At 72.0% G+C, this 14,925-nt stretch carries 14 protein-coding genes; 8 read left to right on the top strand and 6 right to left on the bottom strand.

Annotated elements, in window-relative coordinates; translation table 11 throughout:
- Positions 1-1,566, bottom strand: coding sequence for a polyprenol phosphomannose-dependent alpha 1,6 mannosyltransferase MptB (gene mptB, locus EV378_RS35735; protein ID WP_132420830.1), 1,566 nt, complete (start codon positions 1,564-1,566; stop codon positions 1-3).
- Positions 1,567-1,692: 126 nt separating this feature from the next.
- On the opposite strand from mptB, the gene EV378_RS00710 reads away from it, so the two are divergent.
- The 7 genes from EV378_RS00710 (at position 1,693) to EV378_RS00680 (ending at position 8,152) form a co-directional block, all read left to right on the top strand.
- Positions 1,693-2,499 carry a helix-turn-helix transcriptional regulator gene (locus EV378_RS00710; RefSeq protein ID WP_424511198.1) on the top strand — a complete coding sequence of 269 codons (807 nt, stop codon included), beginning with the start codon at positions 1,693-1,695 and terminating at the stop codon, positions 2,497-2,499.
- A gap of 69 nt (positions 2,500-2,568) precedes the next feature.
- Positions 2,569-4,005: a Fe-S cluster assembly protein SufB gene (gene sufB, locus EV378_RS00705; protein ID WP_132420829.1), complete on the top strand. Its 1,437-nt coding sequence runs from the start codon at positions 2,569-2,571 to the stop codon at positions 4,003-4,005.
- Entirely contained in the window at positions 4,002-5,195 is a 1,194-nt protein-coding gene (gene sufD / locus EV378_RS00700; RefSeq protein ID WP_132420828.1) for a Fe-S cluster assembly protein SufD, read from the top strand. The genes sufB and sufD overlap by 4 nt, the downstream gene beginning before the upstream one ends.
- Before the next feature lie 31 nt (positions 5,196-5,226).
- Complete coding sequence (gene sufC / locus EV378_RS00695; protein ID WP_132420827.1) at positions 5,227-5,991, top strand: Fe-S cluster assembly ATPase SufC; 765 nt, start codon at positions 5,227-5,229, stop codon at positions 5,989-5,991.
- Positions 5,988-7,283 carry a cysteine desulfurase gene (locus tag EV378_RS00690; protein WP_132420826.1) on the top strand — a complete coding sequence of 432 codons (1,296 nt, stop codon included), beginning with the start codon at positions 5,988-5,990 and terminating at the stop codon, positions 7,281-7,283. Before sufC ends, EV378_RS00690 begins: the two co-directional genes overlap by 4 nt.
- Entirely contained in the window at positions 7,284-7,745 is a 462-nt protein-coding gene (sufU, locus tag EV378_RS00685; RefSeq protein ID WP_132420825.1) for a Fe-S cluster assembly sulfur transfer protein SufU, read from the top strand. It begins immediately after the preceding gene.
- Positions 7,742-8,152: a metal-sulfur cluster assembly factor gene (locus tag EV378_RS00680; protein WP_132420824.1), complete on the top strand. Its 411-nt coding sequence runs from the start codon at positions 7,742-7,744 to the stop codon at positions 8,150-8,152. The genes sufU and EV378_RS00680 overlap by 4 nt, the downstream gene beginning before the upstream one ends.
- On the opposite strand, the gene EV378_RS00675 is transcribed toward EV378_RS00680, so the two are convergent.
- The 5 genes from EV378_RS00675 to EV378_RS00655 all read right to left on the bottom strand — a co-directional run bounded on the left by EV378_RS00675 (position 8,149) and on the right by EV378_RS00655 (position 13,100).
- On the bottom strand, positions 8,149-9,042 hold the full coding sequence (locus tag EV378_RS00675; RefSeq protein ID WP_132420823.1) for an arylamine N-acetyltransferase family protein: 894 nt from the start codon (positions 9,040-9,042) through the stop codon (positions 8,149-8,151). The two genes, EV378_RS00680 and EV378_RS00675, sit on opposite strands and share 4 nt — an antisense overlap.
- Before the next feature lie 33 nt (positions 9,043-9,075).
- The gene (locus tag EV378_RS00670; protein ID WP_243653201.1) at positions 9,076-10,107 is read right to left on the bottom strand and encodes an adenylate/guanylate cyclase domain-containing protein; all 1,032 of its coding nucleotides are present in this window, start codon (positions 10,105-10,107) and stop codon (positions 9,076-9,078) included.
- Positions 10,108-10,109: 2 nt separating this feature from the next.
- The gene (locus tag EV378_RS00665; protein ID WP_132420822.1) at positions 10,110-10,559 is read right to left on the bottom strand and encodes a universal stress protein; all 450 of its coding nucleotides are present in this window, start codon (positions 10,557-10,559) and stop codon (positions 10,110-10,112) included.
- A 95-nt stretch (positions 10,560-10,654) separates the two neighbouring features.
- A complete protein-coding gene (locus EV378_RS00660) occupies positions 10,655-11,983 on the bottom strand; it encodes a lycopene cyclase family protein (RefSeq protein WP_132420821.1) in 1,329 nt (442 codons plus the stop codon).
- A 349-nt stretch (positions 11,984-12,332) separates the two neighbouring features.
- The gene (locus EV378_RS00655; RefSeq protein WP_132420820.1) at positions 12,333-13,100 is read right to left on the bottom strand and encodes an SDR family oxidoreductase; all 768 of its coding nucleotides are present in this window, start codon (positions 13,098-13,100) and stop codon (positions 12,333-12,335) included.
- A gap of 132 nt (positions 13,101-13,232) precedes the next feature.
- On the opposite strand from EV378_RS00655, the gene EV378_RS00650 reads away from it, so the two are divergent.
- Positions 13,233-14,855 (top strand): ABC-F family ATP-binding cassette domain-containing protein, encoded by a 1,623-nt coding sequence (locus tag EV378_RS00650; RefSeq protein ID WP_132420819.1) that lies wholly within the window; start codon positions 13,233-13,235, stop codon positions 14,853-14,855.
- The last annotated feature ends 70 nt before the right edge of the window (positions 14,856-14,925 follow it).

Here is a 14,925-nt window from a genome sequence, read left to right as displayed (position 1 = left end):
TCACAGCAGGAACTCCGTCTGCCGGGACGCGGCGCGCAGCTGGTGACGGACGTAGACCAGCATCACGGCGAACATCGCGATCCCGGCGATGATCGACATCGGCAGCTGGTAGGCGCGGAAGATGAAGTCGGCACCGGTCGGCGGCACGACAAGCGCGAGCAGCACGGACACCGCCAGGATCGCGCGTCGGTAGTGCGGCATCGCCCGCGTCGCGGTCAGCGGGATCAGCGCCCACAGCAGGTACCAGGGATGCACGACCGGTCCGAGCAGCACCACGGCGCCCAGTCCGGCACCGGTGCCGGTCACCGGGTCGAGCGTGCCGCGCAGGCATTTCAGCAGCAGGTACAGGCAGACCAGCCCGATCGCGACGCCGCCGATCCCGCGACCCAGCGTGAGCGTCGCGTCGGTGCTGTCGCCGAGCCCGAGCAGCCGCCCGATCTGGCCCGACAGCAGCCCCAGGTCGGTCGACACGGACATCCAGCTGCGGATCTCGCCCGGAGCGGACAGGCCCTTGAGCCAGTTGAACCCGAGCCCGGTGGCCGCGCTGAACACGCCGAGCACGGCGGCCGCCACGACGGTCAGCCCGCTGCCCACGACCAGCCAGTCGCGGACGTGCATGCCGCGCTTGCGCACCAGGTAGACGCCGACGAAGCCGAGCGCGAGCAGCGCGGGCAGCTTCACCGCGGCCGCGGACACGATCAGGACCGAGCCGAGCGTGATCTTCCACCAGGGTTGCGGCGAGTCGTCCTTGCCGAGCGCCACGTACAGGCCGGTCAGCATCAGGCTGACCATGATCGACTCGTTGTGGATGCCGGAGACGAGGTGGAACAGCACGAGCGGGTTCGCCACGCCCAGCCAGAGGACGAGCCCCGGCTCCAGGTTGGCCCGCTCGGCGAGCCGGGGGAGCACCCAGACCAGCAGCGCGACGCCGAGCAGCGCGAGTATCCGGTGCTCGTAGACACCGAGGACGGCGTTCTCCCCGCTCAAGGCCGTGATCACGCGGCCGAGTCCGAGGAAGAGCGGGCCGTAGGGGGCGGGGGTGTCCCGCCAGATCGTCGGGATGCCGCCGACCAGCGGATCGCCGATGCCGAGCGCCTGGGCCGGCCCGATCGTGTACGGGTCGATGCCGCGGGCGAGCGTCGCGGACTGCGCGAGATAGCTGTAGATGTCCTTGGAGAACATCGGCGGCGCGAGCGCCAGCGGGACGGCCCAGAGCACCGCCGTGCGAGTGAGCTCGCGACGCTCCGGGGCGGGCGCGACGGCCCCGCGCGAGCTGAGCATCCGGGCGATCCAGAGCCAGGCGAGCACGACCATGCCGAGCCCGGCGTAGGTGACCGCGATCGCGGCGGTGACGTTGCGGCTCGGCAGGCCGAGCACGCGCAGCCCGTTCAGCGGGTTCGGCACCGGGAACGCGCCGGAGCCGAGTGCGCTGACGCCCATCAGCAGCGCCCCGGTCAGGCCGAGCCGCCTGGCGATCTTCGCCTGGTCCTTCAGCGACGCCCACGACCGCGCCCGGACGACGGGCAGGTCCTCCCGCCCCGACGGGGCGATCTCGGGCGTCACCATGCACCCGAGGTTATCGGCCGTCGGTGACCGTCCGGACCTGCACCCCGTACCGGCCGTACGGGTGAGTCGGGTCACGACGAGGGGGGTGCTTTTGCCTCACGGGCGGATATCCGCAACACTGATGTTGTGAAAACGAACGGGACCCGCCGCGCGGCGCCTGCCGACCCTGCCTCCGGGCACGGGCCGGACGCCGTCCTGCCGGTTCCGTCCGTCGCGGCCGGCGACGGCCGGACCCGGCTCGCGGTCGCCCGCCTGCTGATGGAGCAGGGGCCGGTGACGGCCGCCGTCGTCGCGTCCGAGCTGGAGCTGACCGAGCCCGCCGTGCGCCGCCACCTCGACGCGTTGATCACCGACGGCGAGGCGGAGGCCAGGCGGCAGCCGAGCGCCCGCCCGCGTGGCCGGGGGCGCCCGGCCAAGGAGTACGTGCTCACCGACGCGGGCCGCGTCCGGTTCGGGCACGGCTACGACGACCTGGCGTCCTCCGCACTGCGGTTCCTGGCCGAGCGGGCCGGCACCGAGGCCGTGGACGCGTTCGCGCGCAAGCGAGTGCTGGACCTGATCGGCGGCGCCCGCGACGAGATCACCGGTGCTGACGACCGCGCCGACGCACTGGCCAGGGTGCTGACCGCCCGCGGCTACGCCGCCCAGACCCGGCAGGCCGGGCTCGGCGTGCAGCTCTGCCAGCACCACTGCCCGGTGGCCCACGTGGCGGCCGAGTTCCCGGAGCTGTGCGAGGCGGAGACGAAGGCGTTCTCCGAGCTCCTGGGGACCCACGTGCAGCGCCTGGCCACCATCGCGCGCGGCGACGCCGCGTGCACCACACACGTCCCGCTCGAGGATCCCGAACTCCTCGGACGGACGGCACGACACCACCACGATGGGGATGAGTCCGCTCGTGCGAGGAGTCGGCGACCACCTATGCAGGCCCGGTAGGTGGAAGAAGAAGCCGGCCCCGCCGAAGGCGGGTCCTGACCCCACGGTCCCGAAAGGGAGGCAGTCTCCATGACGACCACTCCTGATGTGCGCGACGAGCTCACCCAGGAGGAGACGATCGCGTCGCTCGGCCGGTACGACTTCGGCTGGGCGGACTCCGACGAGGCCGGCGCGAGTGCGCGCCGCGGGCTCTCGTCGGACGTCGTCGCCGACATCTCCCGCCTGAAGAGCGAGCCCGAATGGATGCTCGAGTTCCGGCAGAAGGCGCTGGACATCTTCGGGTCGAAGCCGATGCCGCGGTGGGGCTCCGACCTGTCCGGGATCGACTTCGACAACATCAAGTACTTCGTGCGCTCCTCGGAGAAGCAGGCCGCCAGCTGGGAGGACCTGCCCGAGGACATCAAGAACACGTACGACAAGCTGGGCATCCCGGAGGCGGAGAAGGCCCGCCTGGTCGCCGGTGTCGCGGCGCAGTACGAGTCCGAGGTCGTCTACCACTCGATCCGTGAGGACCTCGAGGAGCAGGGCGTCATCTTCCTGGACACCGACACGGGGCTCAAGGAGCACCCGGAGCTGTTCCGGGAGTACTTCGGCTCGGTGATCCCGGCCGGTGACAACAAGTTCTCCGCGCTGAACTCGGCCGTCTGGTCCGGCGGGTCGTTCATCTACGTGCCGCCGGGCGTGCACGTGGACATCCCGCTGCAGGCCTACTTCCGGATCAACACCGAGAACATGGGCCAGTTCGAGCGGACGCTGATCATCGTCGACGAGGGTGCCTACGTGCACTACGTCGAGGGCTGCACGGCGCCGATCTACAAGACCGACTCGCTGCACTCGGCCGTCGTCGAGATCGTCGTGAAGAAGGGCGGCCGCTGCCGCTACACGACGATCCAGAACTGGTCGAACAACGTGTACAACCTCGTCACCAAGCGCGCCAAGGCCGAAGAGGGCGCGACCATGGAGTGGGTCGACGGCAACCTCGGCTCCAAGGTGACCATGAAGTACCCGGCCGTCTGGCTGATGGGCGAGCACGCCAAGGGCGAGGTGCTCTCGATCGCGTTCGCGGGCGAGGACCAGCACCAGGACGCCGGCGCGAAGATGGTCCACATGGCGCCGAACACGTCGTCGACGATCATCTCGAAGTCGGTGGCGCGCGGTGGCGGACGGACGTCCTACCGCGGCCTGATCCAGGTCAACCCGCGTGCGAAGAACTCGCGCTCGACGGTGAAGTGCGACGCGCTGCTCGTCGACACGATCTCACGCTCGGACACCTATCCGTACGTCGACATCCGCAACGACGACGTGTCGATGGGTCACGAGGCGACCGTCTCGAAGGTCTCGGAGGACCAGCTCTTCTACCTGATGAGCCGTGGTCTGACCGAGGACGAGGCGATGGCCATGGTGGTGCGCGGGTTCGTCGAGCCGATCGCGCGCGAGCTGCCGATGGAGTACGCGCTGGAACTGAACCGGCTGATCGAGCTGCAGATGGAGGGCTCCGTCGGATGACCCAGGACGTTGCCGGCCTCGCGCCGGAACTGAAGGGCGCCAAGGAAGGCCAGGGCGAGGTCCCGATCGCCTCCGCGGGGGAGCGGTTCCAGTCGTTCGACGTGGAGGCGTTCGAGGTCCCCGGCGGTCGTGAGGAGAACTGGCGCTTCACTCCGATGCGCCGGCTCAAGGGCCTGCACGACGGCACGGCGGCGTACGACGGGAAGGCGCCGGTCTCGGTCACGGAGACCGCCGGTGTGACCGTCGAGACCGTCGGCCGCGACGACTCGCGGCTCGGTGAGGGCGGGATTCCCGCCGACCGGGTCGCGGCCGCGGCGTGGTCGGCGTTCGCCGAGGCCACGATCGTCACGCTGGACGCCCCCGACCAGAAGCTCGACGCGGTCACGGTGACCGTGGACGGCCCGGGTCAGGGGGCCACCGCCGCCGGCCATCTGCAGATCCGCACGACGCCGCACACCGAGGCGACGGTCGTCCTCGAGCACCGGGGTTCCGGCGCGCTCGCCGACAACCTGGAGGTCGTGGTCGCCGACGCCTCGAGGCTGACGCTCGTCGTCACCGAGGAGTGGGCGGACGACGCCGTGCACGTCGGCATGGAGCACTACGCGGTCGGCCGGGACGCGACGCTGCGCGCCACGGCCGTCCAGCTCGGTGGCGACCTGGTGCGGGTCAGCTCGACGATCCGGTACTCCGGCCCCGGCGGCGACGCCGAGCTGCTCGGGCTCGGTTTCGCCGACGCCGGGCAACACCTGGAGCAGCGCCTGCTCGTCGACCACGCGGTGCCGAACTGCACGTCCAACGTGTTCTACAAGAACGCGCTGCAGAGCACGTCACGCGACTCGGCGCACACGGTCTGGATCGGCGACGTCCTGATCCGCGCGGCGGCCGAGAACACCGAGACGTTCGAGCTGAACCGGAACCTGGTGCTCACCGAGCACGCCCGCGCCGACTCGGTCCCGAACCTGGAGATCGAGACCGGCGAGATCGTCAGCGCCGGGCACGCCAGCACCACCGGCAAGTTCGACGACGAGCAGCTGTTCTACCTGCAGAGCCGCGGCATCTCCGAGGCCGACGCCCGTCGGCTCGTCGTGCGCGCGTTCTTCCGCGAGATCCTGCACCGGATCCCCGTCCCCGAGCTGCGTGAGCGGCTGGACGAGGCCATCGAGGCCGAGCTCGCCCTGACGGGCGCCTGATACTGACCGAGAGACGGAGCCACCACCACAGATGTCCACTCTGGAGATCAAGGACCTGCACGCCTCGGTGACCACCGAGGACGGTCCGAAGGAGATCCTGCGCGGGGTGAACCTCACCATCCGCGCGGGCGAGACGCACGCGATCATGGGCCCCAACGGGTCCGGCAAGTCCACTCTGGCCTACGCGATCGCCGGCCACCCCAAGTACGAGGTCACGTCCGGGCAGGTCCTGCTCGACGGCGAGGACGTGCTCGGGATGACCGTCGACGAGCGGGCGCGGGCCGGGCTGTTCCTGGCCATGCAGTACCCGGTCGAGGTGCCCGGCGTGTCGATGGCGAACTTCCTGCGCAGCGCCGCGACGGCCGTGCGTGGCGAGGCGCCGAAGCTGCGGACCTGGGTCAAGGAGGTCAAGAACGCGATGAACGACCTCGACATCGACCAGGAGTTCGCGGACCGCTCGGTGAACGAGGGCTTCTCCGGCGGTGAGAAGAAGCGCCACGAGGTGCTGCAGCTCGGCCTGCTGAACCCGAAGATCGCGGTGCTCGACGAGACCGACTCCGGCCTGGACGTCGACGCCCTGCGCGTCGTGTCCGAGGGCGTGAACCGGTACCGCGAGAGCGGCGAGAACGGCGTCCTGCTGATCACGCACTACACGCGGATCCTGAACCACATCACGCCGGACCACGTGCACGTGTTCGCGAACGGCCGGGTCGTCGAGTCCGGCGGGCCCGAGCTGGCCGACGAGCTGGAGCGCGACGGGTACCAGCGCTTCACGAAGGCGGCGACCCCGGCATGACGGCACTGTCCGAGACGGGGGCGTCCACACTGGACGTCGCCCGGATCCGGGCGGACTTCCCGATCCTCGGGCGCACCGTGCGCGAGGACAAGCCGCTGGTCTACCTGGACTCCGGTGCCACGTCGCAGCGGCCTCGCCAGGTGCTGGACGCGGAGCGCCGGTTCCTGGAGAACCACAACGCGGCCGTGCACCGCGGGGCACACCAGCTGGCCGAGGAGGCCACCGACGAGTACGAGTCCGCCCGGTCCCGGATCGCCACGTTCGTCGGCGCCGGTCCGGACGAGATCGTGTTCGTGAAGAACGCGACCGAGGGGATCAACCTCGTCGCCTACGGGCTGTCCAACGCCTCGATCCGGGACGGTCTCAACCCCGCCTCCGAACGCTTCGCGCTCGGGCCGGGGGACGAGGTCGTGGTCACCGAGCTGGAGCACCACGCGAACCTCGTGCCCTGGCAGGAGCTGTGCCGCCGCACCGGTGCCACGCTGCGCTGGTTCTCGGTCACCGACGAAGGTCGGATCGACGCGGACTCGCTGGAGCTCTCCGAGCGCACGAAGGTCGTCGCGTTCACCCACCAGTCCAATGTGACCGGTGCGGTCGCGCCGGTGGAACAGCTGGTGCGCAAGGCGAAGGACGTCGGCGCGCTCGTCGTGCTCGACGCCTGCCAGTCGGTGCCGCACTCGTCGGTGGACGTGCACGCGCTCGGCGTCGACTTCGCCGTGTTCTCCGGGCACAAGATGCTCGGGCCGTCCGGTGTCGGCGTGCTCTGGGGCCGCTCCGAGCTGCTCCAGGCGCTGCCGCCGTTCCTCACCGGCGGCTCGATGATCGAGATGGTGCACATGGAGGGGTCGACGTACGCACCCCCGCCGCAGAAGTTCGAGGCCGGCGTGCCGATGACGTCGCAGGCCGTCGGTCTGGGCGCCGCCGTGGACTACCTGTCCGCCATCGGGATGGACGCCGTCGCGGCGCACGAGGCCGAGCTGACCCGGGTGGCGCTGGACGGCATCCGTGAGGTGCCGGGCGTGCGGCTGGTCGGGCCGGACACGACGGACGGGCGCGGCGGTGCCGTGTCGTTCGTGGTGGACGGGGTGCACGCGCACGACCTGGGCCAGGTGCTCGACGACCGTGGCATCGCGATCCGCGTCGGTCACCACTGCGCGTGGCCCCTGCACCGGCGGTTCGGGATCGTGGCCACGGCGCGCGCGTCGTTCGCGGTGTACAACACCGTGGAGGAGGCCGCGCAGCTGGCCGACAGCATCCGCGCAGCCCAGGACTTCTTCGGGGTGGCGAGGTAGATGCAGCTGCAGCAGATGTACCAGGAGATCATCCTGGACCACTACCGCGACCCGCACGGGTCCGGGCTGCGCGACCCGTACGACGCCGAGACGCACCACGTGAACCCGACGTGCGGCGACGAGGTGACGTTGCGCGTGAAGGTGGACGGGGACGTCGTCACCGACGTGTCCTACGAGACGCTCGGCTGCTCGATCAGCCAGGCGTCGGTGTCGGTGCTGCACGATCTCGTCGCCGGCAAGCCGGTCGGCGAGGCCTGGAAGATCATGGCCGCGTTCCAGGAGATGGCGCAGAGCCGCGGGCAGGTCGAGGGCGACGAGGACGTGATCGGCGACGGCATCGCGTTCGCCGGCGTCTCGAAGTACCCGTCGCGCGTGAAGTGCGCGCTGTTGGGCTGGATGGCGTTCAAGGACGCGGTGAGCAGGACCGACGCGACGATAGCGACGGAGGGATCTCCGGCATGAGCGAGACGACCGAGCAGAGCACCGAGGACGAGGTCGTGCGCGGCGCGGCCGGGATGCCGGAGCCGCCTGCCGCCGCCGGCGGCGACGACTCGGTGATCGAGGACCTCACCGAGGCCATGAAGGACGTCGTCGACCCCGAGCTGGGGATCAACGTCGTCGACCTCGGGCTGGTCTACGGCATCGACAAGGACGGCTCGACGGCCGTCGTCGACATGACGCTGACGTCGGCGGCCTGCCCGCTGACGGACGTGATCGAGGAGCAGACCCGCTCCGCGCTGACGTCCGGCCCGGACGGCGGGCTCGTCGACGACGTCCGGATCAACTGGGTCTGGATGCCGCCGTGGGGCCCGGAGAAGATCACCGAGGACGGCCGCGAGCAGCTGCGCGCCCTCGGCTTCCGCGTCTAGAACAGTCCGGCCAGTCGGGCGTCGAGACCGTCGACGCCCGACGTGTCGATCCCGAGGCGCTCCTCCAGCGCGTCCCGGACGGCCGACGGTGAGTCGAGATCGGTCTGCTCGCTCGGGCCGCCGAGGTGGTGCACGGCGAGCGTCCGGTTCGACAGGTTCGTCCGCCGGTCCGCTCCCGGCCGCGCCGCGATCAGGTTGGCGCGGAACAGCGATCGCGGGTGCGCCACGAGATAGAAGTTGCTCATCTCGTAGTCGATCTGGGCGGCCGCGGACAGCTCGAACGTGTACAGCGTCCGCCAGGCGTCCCCGACGAGGGCCTGAGTGGTCCACGTGACGGCCCCGTCGATCCCCGGGACCTCGGCGGGGCCGCGCAGCAGCCGGTACGGCTCCAGCGGCGTCTTCTGCTCCGTCCCGTGCTCCAGTCGTAGCGGTCCGGTGGCGACCATGCCGCCGAATCCGGCGTCGGCGACGTGGGTGCCCTCCGGCAGATCGACGAGCAGCGCCATGTGGGTGCGGACGGTCGGCGGCGCGGTGTCGGCCTCGCCCCACCGCACGCGCGCGGCCAGGCCGGTGGTGCGGAACCCGACCGCGTCCAGCGCCCGTCGGAGCAGCCCGTTGTGCTCGAAGCACCATCCGCCGCGGCTACCGCGGACGAGCTTGGCCGTCAGGCCGCCGGCGGTCAGATCGGGTGTGCGTCCGGTGTAGGCGTCGAGTGCCTCGAACGGGATCGACGTCGTGTGGCCGGTGACGATGCGGTGCAGTGTCGCCAGGTCCGGCCGCACCGGTCCGGTCACGCCGATCCGGTCCAGGTACGACGCGAGCGACGGCGGATCGAGCGGGGACGCGTCGGTGTCGGGCAGCAGGGCCTCGGCGGGCCGTACGTCGGACATGGGTACACCGAACACGCTCGACCCCGGTTCAGGTCAAGCGTTCGCGCGCAGCACCCACGCCTTGAGGTGCGAGTAGCCGCGCGTGGTCCGCGGCGAGATGCGGCGCAGGTCGAAGCGGGGGTCGTCGCGCAGCACGTCGTGCATCTCCTCGTCGACGAGCGCGGTGTCCGGCCGGGCCTCCGACGTCAGCCGTGCGGCGATGTTCACGACCTCCCCGTAGACGTCGCCGTAGCGGGTGAGCACCATGCCGTGCGCCAGGCCGATCCGCAGCTGGGGCAGCGACGGCTCCGCGGCCACCCGGTCGCGCAGGCCGAGCGCGATCGCGGCGGCGTCGGCGGGGTGCTCGGTCACGAACAGCACCTCGTCGCCGACGGTCTTGACGATCCGCCCGCGCCCGTCGGCGATCACCTCGCCGGTCACGGCGCCGAAGCGCTCGATCATCTCGGACAGCTCGCCCATCGAGCGCCGTCGCGTGGTGCGGGTGAACCCGACCATGTCCGCGAACCCGACCGACATCGGCCAGGTGTCCGCCCGGACCTCGTCCGGGTTCGCGTCGGCCGCCCCGGCGATCCAGCGCGACGCGACGGCGGCCATGTGGCGGCGCCACACGTAGGACTGCAGGCGCTCCAGGTCCGGCAGCACGTCCGCGGCGAGCCGGGCCGCCTCCCGCGGGCGCAGCTCGCCGACGCGCGCGGCGACGATCTGGGCCAGCATCCCGACCTGCCACTCGGCCAGCCGGGACATCGACTGGGCGACGGCGCGGGCGACCGCCTCGCGCACGGCGGCGTCCGGCAGCCACTGCTCGCTCAGGCGGGCGACCGCCTGCGCGGCCTCCACGTCGAAGCGGGTGAAGACCCGCTCCCCGGGGTCGGGGTCCGGGAACCCCAGCGCCCGCCACAGCCGGTGCGCCTCCTCGCCGTCCTGGCCGGTGCGTTCGACGAGGTCGGTCTGGGTGAACTCGCGGGGCGCGCCGAGGATGTACTCGTCGAGCACCGACCCGTCGAGGTCCGACCAGTCGATGCCGGACCAGTCGACCGGGTCCGGCTCGGGGCCTCCCGACGACACGCTCAGCTGGTGTGGACGACGAGCACGTCGATCCCGGCGCGCCGGGTCGCGTCCGACGGCACCGAGCCGAGCAGCCGCCCGGAGAACGTGTTCAGGCCCTTGTTGCCGACGACGAGCAGGTCGGCGTTGTGGTCCTTGACGGCCTTGCGCAGCACGTCGACGGGGGCGCCGTCCTCGGCGTGCGTGCTGACCTTCGGCGCGCCGACCCTCTGGGCCCGGTCGGACGCCTCGCGCAGCGCCTCCTCGGCCGGCGTCCAGCCGGTCACGAGGTACGCCTCGTCCTTCAGCGCGTCCTCGGCCGCCGAGGTGTCCTCGCGGCTGGCCGGGGTGTACGCCGAGACGATGACGAGCTGGGCGCCGCTGTCGGCGGCCACGCCCGCGGCGCGCTCGACGGCGGCGAACGAGGTCGCCGAGCCGTCGGTGCCGACGACGATGGTGCGGTATGCGGACATCGGAATCCTCCTCCGAGACCGGGGTCGCGCCCGTCGAGGGGGAGCCGGGCGCCGCCCGGTACCGGCCGTACCCGGTACCGAGTACCCGGACGCTACTACCGGTAGCCCTGGTCCCGCGCACCGGCACGCGGAACGTCACCCGCGGGCGTTGTGCCGGATACCACGGGCCACACCGCCGATCGCAGTAGTCGAGCGCGGACCGCAGGGTCCGCATGGCGGAACAAGCCGGCCATCGCGGCCACCGTCCCGGGGAGATCGTCGCGGCCGGACAGGAACGCCCGGGACCGGTGTTCCGGCAGGCGGAAGAACGCCTCGAAGAACGACGGGACCAGTTCGGGCGGCAGGCCGAGCACGGTCCGCAGCCCGTGCCGACGCAGCTGGTGGACCGCGACGGCGGCGGGGGACCACAGCACGGCCCGTGCCGCCGCGACGGCTCGGTCGCGGCCGGAGGTTCTCGACCGGCCCGCCGCGCCGGTCGATCTCGCGCCCGGAACGGGCCCGGATCCGTCGTCGACGCCGGGTCCGCCGGTGCTCAGGTGCGCGCCGGATCCGCTCGCCGTGACGCCGGCGTCGAGACCGTCCTTCAGCGCCTCGGCGACCCGGGGCGCGAGCGTCAGGGCCGTCGCCACGCTGAACCCGCTGGCCGGGTGCACCAGGGGAGTGGCGGCACCGAACGCGATCGGATCCGCCGGGGCCCGGGGTGTGTCGACCGGGAAGCGGACGCGCTCCTCCGTCGCGTCCTCGCCCGGCTCGATGCCCCACCGTCGCAAGCGGGTGCGCAGCCGTGCCCGGAGCTCGGGCAGCCCGAGTCCGGGCCGTCGGGCCAGCGACGTCTCCTCCAGCAGCACCGTCCCGTCGCCGTAGGGGACGGCATAGAGGAACGTCGGCCACCGGTCGTGCCCGTGGTCCGGACGCCAGTCCATGAACAGCGCCTCGCCGGGCGCGACCAGCTCCGCGGCGGCGTCCTCGGGCGCGACGACGCCGTACGCGGTCTGCTCGGCGACGTTCCCGCGCCGTGGCGCGCCGGTGGCGTCGACGACGACGTCCGCCGTCATCCGTCCGGCCGTGGTGTCCGCTCCTTCCCCGCGGGCGACGCCACGCGCCGCGACGACGTGGACCCCGTCCATCCGCGCGTCCAGAACGGATCGGAGTGCCCGCGTGTCGAGCACGGCGTACCGGCGACCGAGCAGGTGTGGCCCGGTGCCGAACGCCCGTGCCCTCGCTCGCGATCCGATGACCGCGTCCGGCAGCGAGCCGGGCAGGTCGTCGTCCCACGCCCCGTAGGTGGCCCGCCACGGCCGGTCCGGCGCCGGGTCGACGAGCGTCGTGCGCAACCCCCTCGCCGCGCACTCCCCGGCCAGCGCCCGCCCGGCCGGTCCGCCGCCGAGCACCAGCACGTCGGCGTTGGCGGAGGACGGCGGCACACGGCGAGGCTAGTGCCGCATCGCGAAACGTCCGGCACCGATCTCGGAGGCCCGGGCGCCCGCAGGCGGCGTTGCCGCCCGTGCGAAGACGCCCGGTAGGAGCTGCGGGCGGCGCCGTGCCTGCGAACGCCCGGATCCGCCGATTCCGGCACCGACGTTGCGCGACACGGCACTGGTCAGCCTCCGCCGGCATGATCGGCGCGATCGGTCGAACCACGCCATCGATGGCGCGCCGGTGCCCGTTCCGTCGATCATGGCGGGCCGGTGGCCGGGCCCCGACGCAGTGATCAGCAGGAGTGGTCGGATCGCGCCACCCGTGTCGCGCCGGTGCCACTCCCGCCGATCATGGTCAGCCGCTCCGGTAGGCGCCCGCGGCGACCGTGCCGCCGTCGACCCGGATGGTGTCGCCGGTGATCCAGCCCGACTGGGCGGAGGCGAGGAACGCGACGGCCGCGGCGACGTCGGACGGCTCACCCAGGCGCTTGAGGGGATAGCCGGCCGCCACCCCCTCCTCGTCGTGCGCGTAGAGCTTCTCCGCGAAGCGGGTCTTCACCACGGCGGGTGCCACGGCGTTCACCCGGACCGTCGGGCCCATCTGACCGGCCAGCTCCTCGGTGAGGCGGATCAACGCCGCCTTGGACGCCCCGTACGCGCCGATCACGCCCGTCGAACGCAGCCCGGCGACGGACGCGACGTTGACGATCGAGCCGCCGTGCGCCGCCATCCACGCCCGCCAGGCCTCCTGGACCCAGCCCAGCACCGCGACGACGTTGACCTCGAACGTCTTGCTCACCGCACCCAGGTCGGCCTCCACGAGCGGGCCGTACTGCGGGTTGATGCCCGCGTTGTTGACCAGCACGTCCAGCGACCCGAACCGCGCGACGGCCCGGTCGACGGCGTCGGCGCGGTGGGCGGCGTCGCCGGCGTTCCCCGCGACGGCGAGCACCCGGTCCGGGGAACCGAGCGAGGCCACGGCGTCGTCGAGATCCGGCTGCTTGCGCCCGGTGATCGTGACCGACGCACCGCGGGCGAGCAGTTCGGCGGCGACCCCGTACCCGATGCCCCGGCTGGCGCCGGTGACGAGTGCGGAGCGGCCGGCGAGCGTGAGGTCGGTCATGCGCCGGACCCTACGGCGCGAAACCGGTCGAACCGGCCGCTACCCTGGATGCGTGGTCCAGATCGAGTAGGCGCGTGCGCCCCCGTCCTCTCTGCACCCCACCGCACTCCGTCTCTGGAGCCCTGTTCTCTCGTGATCACCGCATCGGACCTCGAACTGCGCGCCGGATCCCGCATCCTGCTCTCCGGCGCCACGCTGCGCGTGCAGCCCGGCGACCGGATCGGTCTCGTCGGGCGCAACGGCGCCGGCAAGACCACCACCATGCGCGTGCTGGCCGGCCAGGGTGAGCCCTACAGCGGCCAGGTCGGCTCGAACTCGCCCGTCGGCTACCTGCCCCAGGACCCGCGTGAGGGCGACCTGTCGGTCACCGCCAAGGATCGCGTGCTCTCCGCCCGCGGGCTGGACACGCTGCTGTCCAAGCTGGAGAAGGTCCAGACGGCGATGGCCGAGGTCGTCGACGACACGGAGAACGACAAGCTCGTCCGCGAGTACGGACGGCTGGAGGAGCGCTTCTCGAGCCTCGGCGGCTACGCGGCGGAGAGCGAGGCGGCCCGGATCTGTACCAACCTCGGCCTGCCCGCCCGCGTGCTCGCCCAGGCCATGCGCACGCTGTCCGGCGGCCAGCGCCGCCGCGTCGAGCTGGCCCGGATCCTGTTCGCCGCCTCCGACGGCGGCTCGCAGAGCGCCACGACGCTGCTGCTCGACGAGCCCACGAACCACCTGGACGCCGACTCGATCACCTGGCTGCGCGGGTTCCTGCAGGCCCACGAGGGCGGGCTCGTGGTGATCAGCCACGACACCGACCTGCTCGCCGCCGTCGTGAACAAGGTCTGGTTCCTGGACGCCACCCGCGGCGAGGCCGATCAGTACAACATGGACTGGAAGCGGTACCTGGAGGCGCGCGCGACGGACGAGAAGCGCCGTCGTCGCGAGCGGGCGAACGCTGAGAAGAAGGCGTCCGTCCTGCACACCCAGGCCGCGAAGATGGGCGCGAAGGCCACGAAGGCCGTCGCGGCGAAGAACATGGCCCGCCGGGCCGACGAGCTGCTCGCGAACCTGGAGCCGGAGCAGCAGGCCGACCGCGTCGCGAAGATCCGGTTCCCGGACCCTGCGCCGTGCGGGCGTACGCCGATGACGGCAGAAGGACTGTCCAAGGCGTACGGCTCGCTGGAGGTCTTCAGCGGTGTCGACCTCGCCGTCGACCGCGGGTCGAAGGTCGTCGTGCTCGGGCTGAACGGCGCCGGGAAGACGACGTTGCTGCGCCTGCTCGCCGGCACCGAGGACGCGGACGCCGGCGAGGTGGTGCCCGGCCACGGCCTGCGCACCGGCTACTTCGCCCAGGAGCACGACACGCTCGACATGGACGCGACGGTCTGGGAGAACATCCGGCACGCATCGCCGGACACCGACGCGCAGCGCCTGCGCACCGTCCTCGGCACGTTCATGTTCTCGGGCGAGCAGCTCGAGCAGCCCGCGGGCACGCTGTCCGGCGGTGAGCGCACCCGGCTGGCGATGGCCGGGCTGGTGTCGTCGGCGGCGAACGTCCTGCTCCTCGACGAGCCGACGAACAACCTCGACCCGGCCAGCCGCGAGCAGGTGCTGGACGCGTTGCGGCGCTTCGCCGGAGCGGTGGTGCTCGTGACGCACGACCCGGGGGCCGTGGAGGCGCTCGAGCCGGACCGCGTGATCGTCCTGCCGGACGGGACAGAGGACCACTGGACCGAGGACTACCTGGAGCTCGTGCAGCTGGCCTGAGTGGGCTCGCTCGGCCGTCGGGAGCGGCCGGTTCGACGAATCACCTGATCGGACCAGCAATCGAGTTCCT

Origin of the sequence: Pseudonocardia endophytica (assembly GCF_004339565.1) — a bacterium.
Lineage (GTDB): Bacteria > Actinomycetota > Actinomycetes > Mycobacteriales > Pseudonocardiaceae > Pseudonocardia > Pseudonocardia endophytica.
This window is presented reverse-complemented; position numbering and strand designations above follow the sequence as displayed.